This is a genomic window from Hymenobacter sp. (assembly GCF_036388155.1).
Classification (GTDB): Bacteria; Bacteroidota; Bacteroidia; order Cytophagales; family Hymenobacteraceae; genus Hymenobacter.
In genome coordinates this window covers 1-18,959 of the sequence record NZ_DASVSI010000054.1, presented here as the reverse complement: position 1 = coordinate 18,959, position 18,959 = coordinate 1, and the positions used below count along the sequence as shown (strand labels likewise).

At 61.5% G+C, this 18,959-nt stretch carries 19 protein-coding genes; 11 read left to right on the top strand and 8 right to left on the bottom strand.

Annotation, left to right across the window (positions count from 1 at the left end):
* Positions 1–46: 46 nt before the first annotated feature.
* The 7 genes from rsmA (at position 47) to VF629_RS07690 (ending at position 6,376) form a co-directional block, all read left to right on the top strand.
* Positions 47–880, top strand: a complete 834-nt coding sequence (rsmA, locus tag VF629_RS07720; protein ID WP_331057890.1) for a 16S rRNA (adenine(1518)-N(6)/adenine(1519)-N(6))-dimethyltransferase RsmA — start codon at positions 47–49, stop codon at positions 878–880.
* Positions 881–895: 15 nt separating this feature from the next.
* Positions 896–1,918, top strand: a complete 1,023-nt coding sequence (locus VF629_RS07715; RefSeq protein ID WP_331057889.1) for an NAD(P)-dependent oxidoreductase — start codon at positions 896–898, stop codon at positions 1,916–1,918.
* Positions 1,919–2,022: 104 nt separating this feature from the next.
* A complete protein-coding gene (gene greA, locus VF629_RS07710) occupies positions 2,023–2,496 on the top strand; it encodes a transcription elongation factor GreA (protein ID WP_331057888.1) in 474 nt (157 codons plus the stop codon).
* 219 nt (positions 2,497–2,715) lie between these two features.
* Positions 2,716–3,558, top strand: a complete 843-nt coding sequence (locus VF629_RS07705; protein WP_331057887.1) for a nuclease A inhibitor family protein — start codon at positions 2,716–2,718, stop codon at positions 3,556–3,558.
* Positions 3,559–3,592: 34 nt separating this feature from the next.
* Complete coding sequence (locus tag VF629_RS07700) at positions 3,593–4,357, top strand: hypothetical protein (RefSeq protein ID WP_331057886.1); 765 nt, start codon at positions 3,593–3,595, stop codon at positions 4,355–4,357.
* A gap of 80 nt (positions 4,358–4,437) precedes the next feature.
* Positions 4,438–5,268, top strand: a complete 831-nt coding sequence (locus VF629_RS07695; RefSeq protein WP_331057885.1) for an alpha/beta hydrolase family protein — start codon at positions 4,438–4,440, stop codon at positions 5,266–5,268.
* Between the two features lie 118 nt (positions 5,269–5,386).
* The gene (locus tag VF629_RS07690) at positions 5,387–6,376 is read left to right on the top strand and encodes a hypothetical protein (protein ID WP_331057884.1); all 990 of its coding nucleotides are present in this window, start codon (positions 5,387–5,389) and stop codon (positions 6,374–6,376) included.
* Between the two features lie 35 nt (positions 6,377–6,411).
* Here VF629_RS07690 and VF629_RS07685 read toward each other — a convergent pair whose 3' ends face one another.
* From VF629_RS07685 to VF629_RS07665, 5 genes are all read right to left on the bottom strand, one after another.
* Positions 6,412–6,813, bottom strand: coding sequence for a hypothetical protein (locus VF629_RS07685; RefSeq protein WP_331057883.1), 402 nt, complete (start codon positions 6,811–6,813; stop codon positions 6,412–6,414).
* Positions 6,797–7,561 (bottom strand): class I SAM-dependent methyltransferase, encoded by a 765-nt coding sequence (locus VF629_RS07680; RefSeq protein WP_331057882.1) that lies wholly within the window; start codon positions 7,559–7,561, stop codon positions 6,797–6,799. Before VF629_RS07680 ends, VF629_RS07685 begins: the two co-directional genes overlap by 17 nt.
* Entirely contained in the window at positions 7,549–8,289 is a 741-nt protein-coding gene (locus VF629_RS07675) for a DUF2071 domain-containing protein (protein ID WP_331057881.1), read from the bottom strand. Before VF629_RS07675 ends, VF629_RS07680 begins: the two co-directional genes overlap by 13 nt.
* A gap of 7 nt (positions 8,290–8,296) precedes the next feature.
* Positions 8,297–8,632 carry a DoxX-like family protein gene (locus tag VF629_RS07670; protein ID WP_331057880.1) on the bottom strand — a complete coding sequence of 112 codons (336 nt, stop codon included), beginning with the start codon at positions 8,630–8,632 and terminating at the stop codon, positions 8,297–8,299.
* A gap of 125 nt (positions 8,633–8,757) precedes the next feature.
* Positions 8,758–10,209: a DNA/RNA non-specific endonuclease gene (locus VF629_RS07665; RefSeq protein ID WP_331057879.1), complete on the bottom strand. Its 1,452-nt coding sequence runs from the start codon at positions 10,207–10,209 to the stop codon at positions 8,758–8,760.
* A 217-nt stretch (positions 10,210–10,426) separates the two neighbouring features.
* Here VF629_RS07665 and VF629_RS07660 point away from each other — a divergent pair, with 217 nt between their 5' ends.
* The 3 genes from VF629_RS07660 to VF629_RS07650 are packed head-to-tail and all read left to right on the top strand — an operon-like array spanning position 10,427 to position 11,883.
* Positions 10,427–10,660 (top strand): hypothetical protein, encoded by a 234-nt coding sequence (locus tag VF629_RS07660; RefSeq protein WP_331057878.1) that lies wholly within the window; start codon positions 10,427–10,429, stop codon positions 10,658–10,660.
* A 15-nt stretch (positions 10,661–10,675) separates the two neighbouring features.
* The gene (locus VF629_RS07655) at positions 10,676–11,560 is read left to right on the top strand and encodes an alpha/beta hydrolase (RefSeq protein ID WP_331057877.1); all 885 of its coding nucleotides are present in this window, start codon (positions 10,676–10,678) and stop codon (positions 11,558–11,560) included.
* Between the two features lie 59 nt (positions 11,561–11,619).
* The gene (locus VF629_RS07650) at positions 11,620–11,883 is read left to right on the top strand and encodes a hypothetical protein (RefSeq protein ID WP_331057876.1); all 264 of its coding nucleotides are present in this window, start codon (positions 11,620–11,622) and stop codon (positions 11,881–11,883) included.
* Between the two features lie 131 nt (positions 11,884–12,014).
* On the opposite strand, the gene VF629_RS07645 is transcribed toward VF629_RS07650, so the two are convergent.
* From VF629_RS07645 to aspA, 3 genes are all read right to left on the bottom strand, one after another.
* Positions 12,015–13,613, bottom strand: coding sequence for a protein adenylyltransferase SelO (locus VF629_RS07645; protein WP_331057875.1), 1,599 nt, complete (start codon positions 13,611–13,613; stop codon positions 12,015–12,017).
* A 303-nt stretch (positions 13,614–13,916) separates the two neighbouring features.
* The gene (locus VF629_RS07640) at positions 13,917–14,942 is read right to left on the bottom strand and encodes an aldo/keto reductase (protein ID WP_331057874.1); all 1,026 of its coding nucleotides are present in this window, start codon (positions 14,940–14,942) and stop codon (positions 13,917–13,919) included.
* Between the two features lie 532 nt (positions 14,943–15,474).
* Positions 15,475–16,881, bottom strand: coding sequence for an aspartate ammonia-lyase (aspA, locus tag VF629_RS07635; protein WP_331057873.1), 1,407 nt, complete (start codon positions 16,879–16,881; stop codon positions 15,475–15,477).
* A 205-nt stretch (positions 16,882–17,086) separates the two neighbouring features.
* On the opposite strand from aspA, the gene VF629_RS07630 reads away from it, so the two are divergent.
* Entirely contained in the window at positions 17,087–18,847 is a 1,761-nt protein-coding gene (locus VF629_RS07630; RefSeq protein WP_331057872.1) for a DUF885 domain-containing protein, read from the top strand.
* Positions 18,848–18,959: the final 112 nt, after the last annotated feature.

Below are 18,959 nucleotides of genomic sequence, written 5' to 3'. Positions count from 1 at the left end.
GCCTACCGTGTTGGTTTCCTTCTGCTCAATTTGCGCCGCATTCAGTATGCAATCCGTTCGCCCCAAAAAACATCTGGGCCAGCACTTTCTGGCCGACCCTAACATTGCCCGGAACATTGTGGCGGCCTTGCAACTGCCCAACGAAGTGAAAGAAGTGCTGGAGATTGGGCCCGGGATGGGTGTGCTCACGCAATACTTGTTGCAGAATCCGGCCTACCAGACTAGCGTGGTGGAAATCGACACCGAGTCGGTAGCGTATCTGAAAGCGCATTACCCGGCTTTGGGAAACCGCATTTACGCCACCGATTTTTTGCGGCAGAACCTGGACGCCATGTTTCCGGGGCAGCCGCTCGCCATCATCGGTAACTTTCCCTACAACATCAGCAGCCAGATTTTTTTCCAGGTGCTGGCCAACCGGCAGCAGGTGCGCGAGGTGGTGGGCATGATTCAAAAAGAAGTAGCCCAACGCCTGGCCGAACCGCCCGGCTCTAAAACCTACGGCATTCTGAGTGTGCTGCTGCAGGCCTATTATAAGATAGAGTACCTATTTACGGTGCCGCCGCACGTGTTTGTGCCGCCGCCCAAGGTTGAGTCGGCGGTGGTGCGGCTCACGCGCAACGAAACCGAACGGCTGGACTGTGACGAAAAACTGTTCTTCCGGGTGGTGAAGCAGGCTTTTCAGACGCGCCGCAAAACGCTGCGAAACGCGCTGAAGCCCTTTGGCCTGCCAGCGGAAGCGACGACTGACCCCATATTCGAAAAACGGGCTGAGCAGCTGGGAGTGGCCGATTTTGTGGCCCTGACGCAGCGCATTGCCCAGCACAATTCGGGCTTGAGCGCTCAATTGCCCGATTTGTCCCCGGATGATATCGCCGAGTAACCCTTGCAACCATATATGAACCCGACTCAAGGCTTGGCGCCGACAAGTTGTGCCCCGCCGCCCATCGGCACCGAGGCCGTGTGCCTGGTAGTGGATGAGATGCATGCTTCGTTGGAGCCCATGCTGGCTGCCATCGGGGTGCGCATCAACTATTGCCCAACCCTTACACCAGGCGAGGTGCCGGCCGCCCTGGCTGCTTTTCCCTACGAGGGAATGATGGTGCGCAGCAAGCTGCGGGTAACGGCCGAATTACTGGCGCACGGGCCGCAGCTTCGGTACGTGGCCCGCGCGGGCGCCGGAACCGACAACATCGACGTAGCGGCCATGAGCGCAGCGGGCATTTCCTTGCTAAATGCGCCGGAGGGCAACCGCGATGCCGTGGGCGAATACACCCTGGGGCTGCTGCTGGCATTGTTTCGGAACATTGCCCGCGCCGACCGCGAAGTGCGCGCCGGCCAGTGGCAGCGCGAAGCCAACCGCGGGGAGGAAGTGGGCGGCAAAACCATCGGCATTCTGGGTTATGGGCACATGGGAAAGGCATTTGCCCGCCGCTTGAGCGGTTTTGGCTGCACGGTGCTGGCCCACGACAGCAACCCCGCCATCGGCTCCGACGAATACGCCACGCTGGTAAGCTTGGCCGAACTGCAGGCCCGGGCCCAGGTGCTGAGCCTGCACATCCCGTACTCCGCCGCCAACCACCATTTTGTGAACGCGGCGCTGATGGCGGGGTTTCCCCAACCGTTTTGGCTACTGAACACGGCGCGGGGTGAGGTGCTGGACCACGCAGCGCTGCAGCACGGCCTGCAGGCGGGGCAGGTGCGCGGGGCGGCGCTCGACGTGCTCGACAATGAGAAACTGGGGCAGCTCAGTGCCAGCCAGCAGGCCACGTTCGAAGTCTTGCGGCAGGCTCCCAACGTCGTGCTGTCGCCCCACATTGGCGGCTGGACGCACCAGAGCTACGCCCGCATCAACGAAGTGCTGGTGGAGAAGATTCGGGCGTTTCGGGCCGGCGCGGGGGCCGGGAACGTGGGGAGCTAGCCGGTTTTGTGTATCTTTGTCCAGAACCTAATGAGGGAGAACGGTTGGCAGTGCCAGCCGTTCTTCTTGTTTTTTACCCAAACCCGCCCAGCTGCAAAACTCCCATGGCCACCATCAATTATTACACCCCCGAGGGCCTGCAAAAACTCAAGGACGAACTCCAGGACCTCAAAGTCCGGGGCCGTGCCAAAGCGGCCGAGGACCTGCGCGAAGCGCGCGACAAAGGCGACTTGAGCGAGAACGCCGAGTACGACGCTGCCAAGGACGCCCAGGGCTTGTTGGAGCTGAAAATCTCCAAGCTGGAAGAAGTGGTGGGCAATGCCCGCGTCATCGACGAAACCAACATGGACTTCAGCAAGGCCCTCATCATGAGCAAGGTGAAGCTGAAGAACCTGAAGAATAACATGGTGCTCGACTACACCCTGGTGGCCGAGGAAGAAGCCAACCTGGCCGCCGGTAAAATCTCGGTAAAGTCGCCCATTGGCAAAGGCCTGCTGGGTAAATCGGTGGGCGACACGGCCGAAATCGTGGTGCCGGCCGGCAAGCTGCAATTTCAGATATTGGAAATCAGCCGCTAAGCGGTTTGGTTGTCAGTTGCTCGTTGTCAGTTGTTAGGGCAGTGCCGCGAGGTGCTGCCCTTTTTGCGTATGGGCCACTTGGCAGCCGGCCGGGCAACTCCTCCGTATTTACTTGCGCTGGCAACGGACAACGGCCAGCATGCCCTGCATTATGGTGCCCACGAAGGTTTAACAACTGACAACGAGCAACTGACAACCAAAAACCAACAACCAACGCCCATGGCTTCCATTTTTTCGCGCATCGTTTCCGGTGAATTGCCGGCTTATAAAGTGGCCGAGGACGGCAAGCACCTGGCTTTCCTCGACATCACGCCGCTGGTGGAAGGGCACACCCTGGTCATTCCCAAGAAGGAAGTGGACTACATCTTCGACTTGCCCGACAATGAGCTGGCGGCACTGCACGTGTTTGCGCAGCGCGTGGCCAAAGCCGTGAAGGCCGCCGTGCCGAGCAAGCGCGTTGGCGTGGCCGTAATTGGGCTGGAAGTGCCGCACGCTCACATTCACCTCATTCCCATGCAGAAGGTGGCGGACATGAACTTTGCCAACCCAAAAATCAAAGTGCCCGAGGCACGCATGCAGGAGCTTGCCGCCGCCATTGCCGCAAAAGTGGAAGGCGGGAGCGGCTTGCCCGAGCCAGCCGGAGACCAGGCCAGCGCCCGCCGCACCGCCGGAGCGGCCGTGCCAGCCCCGCTGGCAGATGCCATCAAGGGCTTGCATTTTATGAGCGAGTCGGATGCGCCGCTGGAAGCCGTGGCTTACGCAGCGCCAGGCGGTGAGCTGACCAACAAAGCCTTGCTCGAATCAGTGGGCGAGCCCGCCGATGCCAAAGTGGAGAAAATGGAGCTGACACAGTTTCTGCGCAACCACACGGCCGACGATGGGGTGCTGGGCGACGTGAGCCTGTCCAACCGCTACAAGGCCCTGCAGATGTTCATGAAGCAAGAAATGGACAACACGCAGGTGTACCGCGTGGGCACCGGGCCCGAGGTGCACGCTTACGCCCTGGGCCGCACCACCGACGGCACCCTGGCCGGCTTCAAAACGGTGCTGACGGAAACCTGAGCCCCACCCAAGGACTGCTTTAAGCCAAGAAATAATGCCCTTTGAAGTGCTGCCCGTGCTGGAGGCTATGTCGGCGCTGTACGAGAAGCCCCGCGACCGGGCGCGGTTCGATGCCTATCTGGCACTGCTGAATGGAAACACCCAGGCCGATTTGGCCGTGCCGGTGATGCATTACAATCCCATGGCCAAACAGCCGTTGGTGGCCAAACTGCACGAGCTGATGTCGCTGGGCGCCGAGGCAATAGCCGCCGAGACGCTGCAGAAACTCAACGCCGCCGGTGCCGCGGCGGATGAGCCCATTTTTCAGGTCGCTTTGAATTTGGCGGACGACTTACAAGGCGGCTGGACCAACCGGTACACCACGGATTACGCCAACAAATTTCAGTTGCGGCCACTGCTGCAGCGTAGGTTTTGCACACCAGTCTTTTGGGCCAGTGAGGCGTATACGGCTGATTTGGTGCGACGTCGCACGCTGGCGCAGGCGTGGCGCACGCGCTACCAAGCGCGGCATCCCCGCCTGAAAACGGTGGCCGAGCACTTGGCCCAGGAGCAATTCGTGACCGAGCAATTAGGGCTTGCCGAGCCAATGCCAGCCAGCGACATGCGCAACATGTTGGCTCGCTATGACCTCGTCCGTGATGCCACGGATTCAGCCACGCTGCTCACGTTCCTCTACGGCGACGAGGCGGCCGCGCAGCTGGGGCACCCGGCCTGGGGCGCTTGGCCCCGCGGCGGGGGCTTCCGGTTGGCCCGTGCTTTGGCGGCTCAGGGCCGTGGGGCGGGCAGAAATATTGTTTAGCTCTGCAACGAACCTCTTGCTCGTGGGTCTATGGCCAAGCACAACGGTCGCCGGTGGCCGGGAGAAGATTGCGGAACGGTATGAAGCGTTGTCTACTGCTTGCCTGGTTACTGATTCAAGCTGTTGGCGCTTCGGCCTTAAAGCCCAGCAAAGTGTGGATTGCCACGCCCGATGCCATGGGGCTGACTTATCAGACGGTGACCTTAACCACGCCCGACCACGTGCAGTTGACGAGTTGGGTGGTGGAGCCCGCGGCTGACGTACCCGACCGCCACACCACCCTGGTGCTGGCCTACGGCGACGCCGGCAACATGTCGCAGTGGCTGCATCAGACGCAGGCGCTGGCCCGCAGCGGCTACCGCGTGTACCTGTTCGACTACCGCGGCTTCGGGCACAGTGCCGACGTGGCCCTGGACCCGCAACGCCTGTACTACCACGAGTTTTCCAACGACTTGCGCACGGCGCTGAACGATGCCCGCCGGCGTTTTCCGCGCAATCGCACCGGAATCATGGCCTTCTCGATGGGCACCATCATGGGGTTGGAAGTAGCCGCCACTTCGCGGTGCGACTTCTTTATTTCGGAAGGCTACGTGGCCAGTCCGCAGCGGTTGGTGGCCGACCAGCTGCAGCGCCGTCAGCGAGTGGTGACCCTGCCCGCCGAAGCTGCCGACTACGCGCGGCTGGCGCGCCGCGTGAATTGCCCGTGGCTGCTGGTGGCCGGCAGCGCCGACCTCAACACCCCGCTGGCCGATTCGGTGGCGGTGGCGCGCGTGGCCAGGCGCCGGCAGCGGCGGCAGGTGCTTTCCTTTGAAGGCGGCCACCTGGAAGGCATGTCCGTGCTCACCAATGCTCTGTACGGCGACAAATACGTGTGGGAAGTCAGCCGTTTTCTGGCTGCCAGCCGGGAGTAAGCCAGCCGTTGGGGGCGGCATAGCGAGAGATTTTTGCAGCATTATGTGCAACCGCAATGCGAAGTGGCCGGTCAGGCAGAAACGTGGGGCAAATCCTGCGTTTCAGTCTTCCATTCCCATGAAAAAACTGCATGCCTTCCTGCTGTTTGGCCTGAGCCTTGCCGCTTGCCAACACCAACCCGCCACCCCCGTCGCCACCGACCAGGTGAATGTGCTGGTGGGCAATGCCGGCTACGTGGCCGCCACCGGCCACGCGCCCACCGTGGCCACCAACGACGACGAGCGGGTGCAAGCTCACTTGGCGTATGCCGAGCACCAGCTCCGCGAGCACCCCACCGCGGGCCTCCGCCCAGCCCTGGCAAAGCGGCGCGCGCAGGTGCTCGATTTGCTGCACAGCTACTGGGTGGCGGGCGTGTTTCCGCGCAACTACGACTATCCCGGCGAACGCCGCGCCTGCTTCATTGACCGCGACGGGCGCTTGTGCGCGGTAGGCTTTCTGGTGGCCAAAACGGCCGGTTTGCCAGTAGCCCAAGCCATTAATGAGGACCATCAATACGACCTCATCGCCGACATGCGCACGCCCGCGCTGGCCGACTGGGTGCGTGCCTCGGGGCTGACCAAGGCCGAATGCGCGCTGATTCAGCCAACGTATGGCGGAATAAATTATCCAGCTACTCCCGCAACTGTGGAAGTGCCCGTGCCCAGAAGCTACGCGGTGGGTTCCGCCATTTGGGGCGGGGTGAACGTGATGCTGGGAGCGGCCAACGCTTCGCAGTTCAACCGGCCCAATCCGGGCCGGGGCGCGGCCTACGCGGGCGTGCTGAGCGGGGCGGGCCAGCTGGTGCTGGGGGCATTGCGGTTGCGCGATGACGTCGTCGACGACAATTTTTACCAATATGGCCCGTATGGCCCGCCGCCGACCAAATCGTATGCTGCTGAGCGCACGGTGTCCTACCTCAACATTGGCGCGGGCACGGCCACGTTGGCCCTCGGCGCCTGGAACTTGTTCAGCCACCGCAAGCCCAGCACCGACCGAACTGCCGTGGGAGTGGTGAACTACCCAGGGCCTGCGGGCGGCACCGGCCTGTCGTTCACGCGTCGCTTTTAGCAGCCAACCGGGACAGGAGCTTCTCCTGTCCCGGTTTATTTCCAGCCGAAGCCAACCAGCAAGAAGACGATGCTGAGGTAACTCCACAGCACGGAAAACAGCACGTGAATGATGGTTTCGAAGCGTTTGCCCTGCCATAACACCGCGGAGTAACCGAAAAATTGAGTCAGCAAGCGAGCCGTCCAAAAAATGCCGCAGCCCAGCGCGATTTTTCGCCCCAACGGCGTGCCCACCAATTCAGTCGCGGACGTGAGGCAGAGCAGCCCCATGAGCAGCACGGTAAAAGCCACGAAAAAAGTGTGGACGTACATCATCTGGCGATTTATCAGGCTCACGGGCGCAAACTCGTGGCGCCAGTTGAAGTAGCGCGCGAAGCCCACGTGCAGCAACGCCAGCACGACCAGCAGGAAGCCAATGGCTTTAAGCTGCACTGCCATTTTTCCGAAGAATAAAAGACGTGACGAAGGGCGTGACTTTTATTTCTTGCTCCACGCAAAGCCCGGCTTGTGCAAAGGTGGCCAGCCAGCTGCGCCGCGAGTGAAAATGCAAAAAGCCAACGGTATAGGCCAGAAAGTTGGCCGCATCGCGCAAATGCTCGGTCACGACAATGCGGCCGTGGGGTTTTGAAACGCGCTCGATTTCCCGGAAGAAACCAGCCCGTTCCTGCGCATCTCGAATCTCGTGCGCGGCGAGGAAGGCAAATGTTACGTCAACGCTATTGCTGGGCAAAGGCAGCGGCGCACGCGTGTCGACGGCCCGGGTGCCGGGATAGGGATGGCTGGCCCGGCGCGCCCGCTCGATGGAAACCTCGGTGTGGCGGGCGGGGTCGTAGAAGTCCAGCACCTGCAACGAGCCGGGCGAATAGCTCTGCGCCACCATCGGGCTGATTTCGTCGAAGCCGGCGTTGATGGTGAGCAGGGCCGAGTTGGCCACGGGCGCGACCGGAAGCCAGCTGAGCCGATACAAATCGGAGAAATCGTAAACGTAGGCCGTTACGAGCAGGGAGGCCACCACCGGCACCAGCACCACGCCCAGGGCCAGCGCCAGGTAGTGCCGAACGGCGGGTGGCGCCGCCACGCAGCCCGCGGCGAGCACCAAGGCCGCGCCCAAAGCCACCAGGTAAAAATGCCAGTTGAACCGGACGACGTTCCACAGGCCTTGGAGCGGTTTTCTTAGTGCTGCCATGTTTCGGTGCGGCCTTTTCTCCAGTGGTAGGGCACATTGTGCACGGCAAAAGCATTGGCCAATAGCAGCTTGCTAAAGGGCAAGTGGTGGAAGAAGCCCACGTGGCAGCTTTCGACGGCCATCGGCTCGGGTTGCCAGTGCTCGCGTACCCCTTCCACGATGAGCACGCGGTTGGAACCCGTTTCGGCCGAGAAAGTGAACGGCAGCGGACCGGCAAAGCGACGGGCCTCTGCCCACGTAGCAAACGGCGAGCCGGCCGGCAACAAGACCTCCGGCGCCACAGGAGCCAGCGTGACGTGAAAGTCGGACTGCCGCGACCGGATGGCCAGGCGGCCGGCCGTATCCTTCTGCTCGATGTCGACGGTGTGGTACTGGTAGTGCGTGAAGAGGTTTCCCAGCACGGTCATGCTTTTTTTATCGGTCTCAGACCGCAGGATGTAGAGGCCGCGCAGGCGCTTGCCGGTGGGCGAGGGGTAACGCACAAACGCCCGGTAGCCAATCAAAAAGAAGTCGTGCCCCAACCAGGCGGGAAATCCTTTGGGGCGCAGCCCGCGCGTTTGCACCAGCGCCACGGCCACAAAGCCCCAGCCATCGGTGAAGGTATCGGCCACGAGCGGCTGCGGGAGCAAGGCCTGCAGCTCGGCCTGCGGCACGGCGAAGGTGAGCACCAGCGAGTGTTCAAAAAAAGCTTCCACCGCAAACGGGTGGGTTTTCAACCAGGAAAGCATCAGGCGGTCAGCGGGGCGAAAGGCGTGCTGGCCGAAAGGTATGATGGTAAATGACTAAGCAGAACAGCACCGCGAAAAAGGCATTGGCGCGGCCCCACAGCAGCAGGTCGGGCGCGAGCCAGCTTTCCAGCGCATTCATGGAAAGAATGAGGGCAATTTGAACCAGCGCACACAAGCGGCGCCGGTAGCCGCTGACCACCCATGCCGCCATTCCAATTTCGCCCAGTCCAATCAAAGTCGTGAGCACTTCGGCGTGCGCGGGGCCGAGGATGCGCGCCACGATGGCTGCGTGCCGGGGCACCAGCAGCAGGACTTTGCACAGCAAGCCATTGGCCAGCCACACGACGGCAATAAGGCAGGTTACTAATCGGTGCACGGTAGCGCGGACTTTTAGTCCGAGATTAAGTAAGTGCTGCTGAATCAGGAGTTCTAGTGGGTTCGCGGACTAAAAGTCCGCGCTACAAAAAATTACTGCGCTTGCCCAGAGTCGACGAGCTTTTGCAGACGCGCCTGCACGGGCCGGGGCAGGGCACTGAGCAAATCCAAGCCAGTGGCTGCCTCGATTTTGTCAACCGAGGTCAGGTACTGCTTCCAGTCGGGGTTCACGGCGTTGTCGTTGGGCGTGTCGATGGCCAGCACGCGCACGCTGGGGTCGGTGGCGAGGCGCTGGAGGTCGTTCACGCCATCGGGCAGAATGACCATCACCTTCCAGATGCGGGCCGGCACCGTGACGCGGCCCTGGTCCAGGGTTTGGGCGAAGCCGTTGGCGCCGGTGCCGCCGCGGCCGTAGCTGCCCATGATGATGTAGATTTCCTGGCCGCGCTGCACCTGGCTGCGGCCGTACTCCTCGAGGTGGGCCCAGGTTTGCTGGTTGTTTTGCGGGGCTTGGGGCACCATGTTGGTCATGTAGAACGTGGCCGAGTTGGCGTCGAGGTCGGCGGTGCGGTCGCCGCTGGGGCAGTTGTGGCCTTTGTCGAAGCCGGAGCGGGCGTAGCCGGCGGCCGTCACCTGGTAGAACTGCCGGGGCAGGGCGGCATCGGGGCGGAAGTTGTTTTGGCGCGGCGCCTGGCCCAGGTCGGAGCGGTCGAGGTGCCAGCTCACCCAGGTCGGAATGCCGCGGTTGGCGTTGTAGCCAATGGTAAATTCGGGATGAACCAACAGGTAGTTGGTGGCGTTGGCCGGGTCGGAGGTGGCGCCGCTGGGGTTGCCCAAGGCCAGGTTGCTGTCGTGGGGGTCCTGCGCCATGCCGGTGCCGCCCTGCGGGGGAGGCGTCGGTGTGCGGGTAGTGGAAGGGGTGCGGTCTTCGAAGTAGCCGCCGGTCACGCCGGCTCCAACCGCCACGGCCGGCCCGGTAGCGGTTTCCAGCACAATGTCGTCGAGGTTGAGGCGATTGTTGGGGCCGCTGGTTTTGCGGATTTCTAATCGAATGGGCTGGCTGGCCACGCCGGCAAACACGTGGGGCCGCAGGGCTGGGCCTTTCGTGACCACCGGTTCCCCGGTGCGGGTGTAGGTGCGGCCGCCGTCGCGGCTCAGCCACAGCTCCCAGGTGCTGGGCCCGTCGGTGCCGTAAGCCGCCGCGCTGATGCGAATTTGGCGCACGCCCGCGGCCGCATCGAAGCGCATGCTCAGGCGACCCAGGTTGCGAAGGCGGGCAGAGCGCTCGCCGGTTTTGTGGTCCTGCGGGCTGCTGCCAATCAGGCCGTCCCGGAAATGCCAGGCCCCGGTGGCCAGCGCTTCGTCGGCTTCTTCGTAGGCGCCCTTGCTGCCGGCTTCAAACGTTTCGGGGAAGGGCCTGGGTGCCGGGGCCTGGCGCACCACGGTGGCCTGGCCAGAAGGCTCGGAAGTCGCCGTTTCGCCCGATTGTTGCGAGCAAGCAATGAGGGCGAAGGCGCCGGCAATAAAATAAGCGGATGCGTGCATGAGGCGAATATATGCAGCCCGGCGCGCTGCAAGCTTAAAGCAGGTTTGCTGAGCGCGTCGTTGCGTAGCTTCGCCTACCCAATTCTATTTTTACCCCCTCGTCAAACATCGTTTCACGGAAGAGAATTACCCCGCACCGGAGCCCCGGCAAATTGAAATTTCAGCCGAGGAAGCTGCCGCAATACAGTCCCGTTTTTTTGCCCAACAGTATGGCTGGATGGCCGCCGGCCTGGGCCTCACCGGTGGCGTAGCGCTAGTCGCCTCGTCGCCGGAACTAGTGGAGTTTGTGTTCGGCACCCGTTACGTCTTTCTTAGGCTTGTCATCGCCGAATTGCTCATTGTTGGCTTTCCGTCGGCCCGCGTCTTCGAGTGGAGCCTGGGCAAGGTGCAAGCCGCTTTTGTGGGCTACGCTGCAAGGAGCAGCGGCAATGGGGATGTTATATGCCATTAACAAGCGGCTAATCTCATGAAGCGTTTCATTCTCTTCCTTGCATCTGTTTTTTTATTCTTCGACTGTGACGCGCAGCCCGGCAATCAAACCGTCTTGGGCAAAATGGACAGCATTCAGTCCAAGCTATTGCAAGAAAAGAGAAGGTTTTATGTTCATGTCCCCACCGGGGCTTCTGGCGGCGAAGCGGCCAAAAAACGGTACCCGGTGGTTTATCTATTCGATGCCGACGCCCAGTTTGCGGCAGCGACCAGCATGATTCAATACCTGAGCACGAATTACAATGCGCTGTGTCCGGAAATGATAGTGGTCGGCATTCTCCACCCGGACAGGCGAAAAGATTTAACCCCCACGCACGTTGCCGCCGACCCTCCTTTCTGGGCTCCTGGCTCCAGCAAAACGACCGGCGGAGGCGAACCCTTTATTGCTTTTATCGAAAAGGAATTGATGCCTTACATTGACCAGCGCTATCCGACCCAGCCGTACAAGATGCTGATTGGCCACTCGCTGGGAGGGCTTGCCGCAATGCAAATTTTCGTGCATCACACCCGGCTATTTAATTCCTACGTCTGCATTGACCCAAGCATGTGGTGGGACAATCAAACCTTATTAAAAGAAACCAAACTAGCGTTAGAAAAAAGGAATTTCCAAGGCATATCTCTCTACCTAGGCATCGCAAATACGGCAGAAAAGGGCATGAACATCAACATGGTACGAACCGATACCACCAAGGAGACCATGCACATGCGGAGTATATTAAAATTGCAGAGCTATTTTGAAATGAACAAGCAAAATGGGTTGAAATGCCTGGGAAAATATTATAAAGACGACAGCCACATGTCGGTTCCGTTAATTACAGAATATGACGCACTTCGTTTTATATTTAATGATGGTCCAAAATAGCATGGGCTTCGTTCAAGGAGCTCCGGCTTAACTGCACGGCCGACGAGGGCGGGGCGTACGTGCTGCCCTACATCCTGCCGCGCAACTACGCCCGCCCCGATTACGTGCTCGGGCTCAAGCCCTACCAGTACACCGCCCTGCTGAACTTTGGCGGGCCAACCTACCCCGACTTGCTGGAAGTCCTCAACCCGGCCGACGCCTCGGAAGGGGGCCGGCCGGCGCGTTACTATTGGGACCCGCGCGTGGGCATCGTCCGCCAGCGGGTGCGCATCAACTTCGTGCCCCACACCCGCACGCTGCTGCGCGCCCGCACCGCGCAGTAGCCCCCAACGCCCGTCCGCAAAACCGGTGGCCAAGACACAAGACCTCGTGTCTCTTGACGAACAATTTCGTGCTGAACAGCAACGCGAAGTGTCGCACCTCTACCACCGTTCAGCACTAATATAAAGGCGCTTTAGGAGCTGCACGAGAGCGTGGCGCAGCCCGGCATGTCCCAGGCCCAGTCGGGCCGTTTGGCGGCGAATTCTTCAAATTCGGGTTGCTCGGCGTAGGGCTTTTTTAGTGCTTCCATCAACCGGTTCAGGTAGGTCAGGTCGTCTTTTTCGGCGGCTGTGATGGCGTTTTGGGCCAGGAAGTTGCGCAGCACGTATTTGGGGTTGGCGCCAAGCATGGATTCCTTGATGGCTTCCGGGGCCGTGCTTTCCTGGCGAAGGCGGGCCAGGTAGCGGGGCAGCCACTGCAGCAAGGGCGCGTAAGCGGGGTTGGGCAGCGGCACATACGCCGCCGCGACGAGCAGTTGCGTGAACTGCGCTTCTTCCTGCTCGGCTGCCGAAATGAGGCCGGGGGCCACGTGCGACAGCTGCCGGAAGAAAATGGTCATGTCCACTTCGGCTTCGGCCAAGGCTTCGAGCAGGTCGTTGAGGAGCTGACGGTCTTCTTCGGGTTGTTGCGCGGTCAGGCCCAGCTTACGCAGCATCATGGTGTGACGGGTGTCGGCCAGCGTGCGGGTGTACTCGTCGAAGCCGGCGCGCAGGTCCTCGGGGTTGGCCACGAGCAGCGACAGCGCTTCGGCCAGGCGGGCCAGGTTCCACAGCGCCACCTGGGGCTGCTGGCCAAAGGCGTAGCGCCGGTGGCCAAAGTCGGTGGTGTTGGGCGTCCAGCCGGGGTCGTAGGGCTCCAGCCAGCCGTAGGGGCCGTAGTCGATGGTGAGGCCGAGGATGGACATGTTGTCGGTGTTCATCACGCCGTGCACAAAGCCCACGGCCATCCAGTGCGCGACCATCACGGCCGTGCGGCGGCAAATTTCCTCGTACCAGCGCAGGTAGACTTCGGGTGACGGCTCGCCCAGCTCCGGGTAGAAATGGCGAATGGTGTAGTCGGCCAAGGCCCGCAGGTTGTCCATCTCGCCGGCCGCCGCCATCATCTGAAAATTGCCGAAGCGAATGAACGTGGGGGCCACACGCGCCACAATGGCACCGGGCTCGGGCCGCTGGTTGCCGTTGTAGAACATGTCGCGCACCACCAGGTCGCCCGTCGCCACCAGGCTGAGGGCGCGGGTAGTGGGCACGCCCAGGTAGTGCATGGCTTCGCTGCACAAAAACTCGCGCAGCGACGAGCGCAGCACCGCCCGGCCGTCGGCGCGGCGGGAGTAGGGCGTGGGCCCGGCCCCCTTGAGCTGCAGCTCCCAGGTGCGGCCGTCGGGTGCGGTGAGCTCGCCCAGCGACATGGCGCGGCCATCGCCAAGCTGCCCAGCCCAGTTGCCAAACTGGTGCCCGGCGTAGCGGGCCGCGAAGGGTTTCATGCCGTCGAGCACGCGGTTGCCGGCCAGGGCGTCCACGGCGGGGCCGCGCTCGGCGGGCCTTGAGAGGCCGAGGGTCGCGGCCAGGTCGTCGGACCAGGCCAGCAGGTGCGGGTCGGCCACGGGGGTGGGCTTCACGCGGGAATACGTGTAGCCTGGTACCTGGCGCGAGCCGGTGTTGGGGTTGTCTTCGCCGCGCAGCTCATCCACGAAGGAGTTGGTGAAAGCGGCTTGGTCTAATTGCAGGGTGGGCATGGCGAATCCGAAAAGGGGAGGTGGGCAGGATGGGTGCCGGAAGGGGGTGTTTGCAACAAACGATAATCAGGGGGCCAAGTTCCGGCCGAGCTTGTGCCCAAAAGGCTAAGCAGTGCTTGAAGTGCCAAGCGCAGAATAGCCAACAGCCCCGCCGCGTGCGCAGTGGAGCTGTGCTGTTTGCTTCAGCGCCGTTTCCCTGTAGCGCGGACTTTGTAGTCCGCGTCCCCGCGCCGTTAACGTTGTTCGGGGTTTGTTCGGGGACGCGGACTACGGAGTCCGCGCTACATGCAGCCGGGCTGGGAGTTACACCACCGACGACTTGAGCATGGGGAAGTTGCGCTGGTGCCAGTAGGGATAGATGGGCGGCGTGTTGCTGGCGGCATCCAGGCGCGCCACTTGCTCGGGCGTCAGGTTCCAGCCCACGGCGCCCAGGTTTTGGCGGAGCTGCTCCTCGTTGCGGGCGCCGAATACCAGGTTGGTAACAGTGGGGCGCTGCAACAGCCAATTGAGGGCCACCTGGGCCACGGTTTTTTCGGTTTCCTGCGCCAGCTCGTCCAGCACGTCCACGATGCCGAAGAGTAGTTCCTCGGGCACGTCGGGGCCCTGGCCGCCGCCTTGCTGCTGGCGGCTGTCGGCGGGGGCCGGCTGGCCGCGGCGGTAGCGTCCGCCCAGCCGCCCCCCGGCCAGCGGGCTCCAGATGATGGCGCCCACGCCCTGGTCGAGGCCCAGCGGCATCAATTCCCACTCGTACTCGCGGTTGATGAGGGAGTAATACACCTGGTGGCCCACGTAGCGTGCCCAGCCGTGCCGCTCCGACACCGACAGCGACTTCATCAAGTGCCAGCCCGAAAAGTTGGAGCACGCGATGTAGCGCACCTTGCCGCTCTGCACCAGGTCGTCGAGGGCACGCAGGGTTTCCTGCACGGGCGTGCGGGCGTCGAAGCCGTGGAGGTGGTAAATGTCGATGTGGTCGGTGTTGAGCCGGCGCAGGCTGTCTTCGCAGGCCTTGAGCAGGTGCAGGCGCGACGAGCCAAAATCGTTGGGCCCGTCGCCCATTGGGAAGGTGGCTTTGGTGGAAATCAACGCTTCCTGCCGGCGGCCTTCCAGGGCCTTGCTCAAAATTTCTTCGGCCAGGCCTTGGGAGTACACGTTGGCGGTGTCGAAAAGCGTGACGCCGGCTTCGAGGCAAATGTCCACGAGGCGCCGGGCCTCGGCCACGTCGGTGTTGCCCCAGGCCCGGAAAAAATCGTTGCCGCCCCCGAAAGTGGCCGTACCGAAGCTGAGCACTGGGATTTGGAGGCCGGAAGCCCCTAATTGTCTGTATTCCATGAAGAGTGATAGTCTGGTGAATTGGGATGGAACGGTGCCCGGCCGAAGCAGGCTCATCCTGACTGGGCCGGGCACAAATACCAGTACGTTTGCAAAGAGTGCGAGGGAGAACCCGGGTGCGGGGGTATTGTTAGGCAGAAGTCACGCAGGCCTTGCCAGTGCTGAAAACGGTAAGTCCCCATTCATTGGCCATAATTCGGTAGAACGTCATGCCGAGCGCAGCCGAGGCATCTTGCTCGGAGCAGTAATCCAATCTATTGTCATCCTGAGCGGAGCGAAGGACCTTCTCACGGTTGCATTAGTTGATGATACTGCTCATTGTTCAGTCGTGAGAAGGTCCTTCGCTGCGCTCAGGATGACAGACGGTGCGGGCGAGATGCCTCGGCTGCGCTCGGCATGACCATTATTTAGCTTTATGCTTTATGTCATGCCTTATGTCATGCCTTATTTTTTACCTTTGAAATAGAAGAAAGGCTCGTCAGCATATCTGACGAGCCTTTCTTCTATTTCACTTTTCTCTTGTTTGTGCTTGCTATTGGATAAACACTGGTCGAATGAGGTTCTCGAACGTGAAGATTTCGTCCCACTTTTTCTGGCTTAGCAGTCCCAGCTCCACCACCGCAATCTGGTGTACCGACTTACCGGTTTTGAGGGCTTCTTTGGCAATTTCGGCCGAGGCCTCGTAGCCAATGACCGGGTTGAGCTGGGTGACGATTCCGATGCTGTTGCGCACCAGGCTTTCGGCGTGGGCTTTGTTGGCCGTGATGCCCACCACGCACTTGTCGCGCAGGGTGCGGCAGGCATTGGTCATGTAGCTGATGCTGGTGAACAGCGCAAAGCTGATGACGGGCTCCATCACGTTGAGCTGCAACTGGCCGGCCTCGGCGGCCATGGTCACCGTGAGGTCGGCGCCGATGACGTAAAATGCCGTCTGGTTCACCACTTCGGGCACCACGGGGTTCACTTTGCCTGGCATGATGCTGGAACCCGGCTGCAGCGGCGGCAGGTTGATTTCGTTGATGCCGGTGCGCGGGCCAGAGGATAGCAGGCGCAAATCGTTGCAGATTTTGGAGAGCTTCACCGCCGTGCGCTTGAGCACACCCGAGAGCTGCACGTAAGCACCCGTATCGTAGGTGGCTTCGAACAAGTCACCGGCCAGGCTCAGGTTCAGGTCGGTGATGTCGCGCAGGTAGTCGGTCACCAATTCGGGGTAGCCGGTGGGCGAGTTCACCCGCGAGCCGATGGCGGTGGCGCCCATGTTGATTTCGTCGATGAGGCGGCGCGAGTCGTCGATGCGCAATAGCTCCTCGCGCAGGTTGGTGGCAAAGGCGTGGAATTCGTCGCCCATGCTCATCGGCACCGCGTCCTGCAGCTGGGTGCGGCCCATCTTCAGGATGTCGTGGAATTCCTCGCCTTTCTCGGCAAAGGCGTCGGCCAGCGCGCCGAGGGTTTCGCGGTAGCCCACCAGCTTGTTGTTCAGGGTAATGCGGAAGGCGGTGGGGTAGGCGTCGTTGGTGCTTTGCGAGCAGTTGACGTGGTTATTGGGGTGGCAATACTGGTACTCACCCTTTTTATGCCCCATGATTTCTAGGGCCACGTTGGCAATGACTTCGTTGGCGTTCATGTTCACCGACGTGCCCGCGCCGCCCTGAATCATGTCGGTGAGGAACTGGTTGTCGAACTCGCCGGCCGCCACCCGGTCGCAGGCCGTCGCGATGGCTTCGGCAATGTGCGCCGGGAGCACGCCCAAGTCGCGGTTGGCCAGCGCAGCGCCCTTTTTCACGTAGGCCAGGGCCTGCACAAACAGCGGCTCGGCATTGATGGGAATGCCGGTGATGGCAAAGTTTTCCAGGGCGCGCAGGGTCTGAATGCCGTAGTAGGCCGTGTCAGGCAGGGCGCGCTCGCCCAAAAAGTCGTGTTCGATGCGCATGGTAATCATGTGGGAATTTTAGGTGGGAAGGTTGAGCTTGTACGCATTTGCGGAATGCCGGTGCAAACCTACGGCCCGCTTTGCAACTGGGCCGGTTTGCGGCGTTCCTTTACGCGACCGTCGCGCTTGCTTTCGCTGACTTGCAACCACTTCGGCCGTCGGTAAACACTACACAACAAACGGCTGAGCCTTTTCACTTTTTTTACTCTCCTGCATGAAATTTCGCTACTTGTCCTTGCTCGCTTTAGGCGCAGCCAGCTGTTCGTCCGCCGACAAAACCGGTACCAACGCGGACGCACGGTTTGATACTTTCAAGGGGCAATTCATCGAGGCGCTGTGGCGGCAAAATCCCGACGCGGCCTCCGGACAGGGCTACCACAAATACGATTCGCTGCTGGTGATTCCCAACGCGGCACAACGCCAGCGCGACGCCGCTTTCTCGCAGAAATACCTGGCGGCGCTGGGCACGTTTGACCTTGACAGCCTGTTGGTTAACAACCAAATTGATTTGCGCCTGCTGCGCAACGAGCTGCGGGCCCAGCGCTGGTACGCCGACACGCTCAAAAGCTGGCAGTGGAACCCGGCCAACTACAACCTGGGCGCCTCGGTGGGCGACTTGCTCAACGGCCGCTACTACCGCCTCGACCGGCGCCTGCGCAATATCTCCGACAAAATCAGCCACGCCACGGAGTTTTACGCCGCGGCCAAGGCCAACATCAGCAACCCGACCCGCGAGCACACCGAACTCGCCATCAAGCAGAATGCCGGCGGCCTGGCTGTGTTCGGGGCTGCGCTGGCCGACTCGGTGCGCAAGTCGGGCCTGAGCGAAGCCGAGAAAACGACCCTCACCAGCCGCATTGCCAGCACCCGCCTTGCCGTACAAGGCTACATGGATTTCCTCAAGAACGACGTGCTGACCAAGCCCCAGTTCCGCTCGTTCCGCATTGGCAAGGAGCTGTACGAGCAGAAATTTGCCTACGACATTCAGTCGCGCTTCACAGCCGCTGAAATCTACGAGCAAGCCCTGAAGCACAAAGCCGAACTGCTGCGCGACATGGGCCGCCGCGCCGCCCGCCTCTACCCGAAGTACCTGGCCGGCCAAAAAGCCCCCGCCGACACCCTGGCCCTGATAACGGCCGTGGTGAATCAGCTCACCCTCAAGCATGCCCCGCGCGAGGGCTTCGTGGCCGCCGTGAAGCGACAGATTCCGACCCTAGTAGCGTTTGTGAACGATAAAAAGCTACTCACGCAAGACCCCAGCAAGCCGCTGGTGGTGCGCGAAACGCCCCTCTACATGCGCGGCAGCGGCGCCGGCGCCAGCGTGTCGGCCCCTGGTCCTTACGACAAGGGTGCCAACACCTACTACAACGTAGAGCCGATTCCGGCCGAGTGGACGCCTGCCCAAGCCGAAAGCTACTTGCGCGAATACAACGACTACACCCTGCAAATTCTCAACATTCACGAGGCCATTCCGGGGCACTACACGCAGCTGGTGTACGCCAACCGCTCGCCTTCGCTGGTGAAAAGCATTTTTGGCAACGGGGCTATGGTTGAAGGCTGGGCCGTGTACGCCGAGCGCATGATGCTGGAAAACGGCTACGGCAACAATTCCGACGAAATGTGGCTGCTCTGGGACAAGTGGAACATGCGCGTGACCTTGAATACGGTCATCGACCACATGATTCAGGTGGACAACGCCGGCGAAAACGACATCGTGACTCTACTACGCCGCGACGGCTTTCAGGAAGAAGCGGAGGCTCGCGGCAAGTGGCTGCGCGCTACCCTCAGCCAAGTGCAGCTGAGCAGCTACTTCACCGGCTACACCGAGATTTATGCCCTGCGCGAGGAGCTGAAGCAGAAACAAGCCAAGGACTTCGACCTGAAATCCTTTCACGAGAAGTTTCTCAGCTACGGCAGTGCCCCCGTCAAGTACATCCGCGAGCTGATGCTGGCGCCGGCCGCCGCGCAGCAATAAATAGGGCGCCTGGGGCGTCGGGCAAGGTGTTTTTGTCAGGTCCGTTGTGTCTGGTCTCCGGGGCGCGGATGGTGCCAGGTAGCTTTCGCGGACAGTGCGGACAGTAGCGCGG

Bases quoted from the DNA above. Each gene is read 5' to 3' on its own strand.
- rsmA (WP_331057890.1), top strand. From the start codon at position 47: ATGCAATCCGTTCGCCCCAAAAAACATCTGGGCCAGCACTTTCTGGCC.
- VF629_RS07715 (WP_331057889.1), top strand. From the start codon at position 896: ATGAACCCGACTCAAGGCTTGGCGCCGACAAGTTGTGCCCCGCCGCCC.
- greA (WP_331057888.1), top strand. From the start codon at position 2,023: ATGGCCACCATCAATTATTACACCCCCGAGGGCCTGCAAAAACTCAAG.
- VF629_RS07705 (WP_331057887.1), top strand. From the start codon at position 2,716: ATGGCTTCCATTTTTTCGCGCATCGTTTCCGGTGAATTGCCGGCTTAT.
- VF629_RS07700 (WP_331057886.1), top strand. From the start codon at position 3,593: ATGCCCTTTGAAGTGCTGCCCGTGCTGGAGGCTATGTCGGCGCTGTAC.
- VF629_RS07695 (WP_331057885.1), top strand. From the start codon at position 4,438: ATGAAGCGTTGTCTACTGCTTGCCTGGTTACTGATTCAAGCTGTTGGC.
- VF629_RS07690 (WP_331057884.1), top strand. From the start codon at position 5,387: ATGAAAAAACTGCATGCCTTCCTGCTGTTTGGCCTGAGCCTTGCCGCT.
- VF629_RS07685 (WP_331057883.1), bottom strand. From the start codon at position 6,813: ATGGCAGTGCAGCTTAAAGCCATTGGCTTCCTGCTGGTCGTGCTGGCG.
- VF629_RS07680 (WP_331057882.1), bottom strand. From the start codon at position 7,561: ATGGCAGCACTAAGAAAACCGCTCCAAGGCCTGTGGAACGTCGTCCGG.
- VF629_RS07675 (WP_331057881.1), bottom strand. From the start codon at position 8,289: ATGCTTTCCTGGTTGAAAACCCACCCGTTTGCGGTGGAAGCTTTTTTT.
- VF629_RS07665 (WP_331057879.1), bottom strand. From the start codon at position 10,209: ATGCACGCATCCGCTTATTTTATTGCCGGCGCCTTCGCCCTCATTGCT.
- VF629_RS07660 (WP_331057878.1), top strand. From the start codon at position 10,427: ATGGCCGCCGGCCTGGGCCTCACCGGTGGCGTAGCGCTAGTCGCCTCG.
- VF629_RS07655 (WP_331057877.1), top strand. From the start codon at position 10,676: ATGAAGCGTTTCATTCTCTTCCTTGCATCTGTTTTTTTATTCTTCGAC.
- VF629_RS07645 (WP_331057875.1), bottom strand. From the start codon at position 13,613: ATGCCCACCCTGCAATTAGACCAAGCCGCTTTCACCAACTCCTTCGTG.
- VF629_RS07640 (WP_331057874.1), bottom strand. From the start codon at position 14,942: ATGGAATACAGACAATTAGGGGCTTCCGGCCTCCAAATCCCAGTGCTC.
- aspA (WP_331057873.1), bottom strand. From the start codon at position 16,881: ATGATTACCATGCGCATCGAACACGACTTTTTGGGCGAGCGCGCCCTG.
- VF629_RS07630 (WP_331057872.1), top strand. From the start codon at position 17,087: ATGAAATTTCGCTACTTGTCCTTGCTCGCTTTAGGCGCAGCCAGCTGT.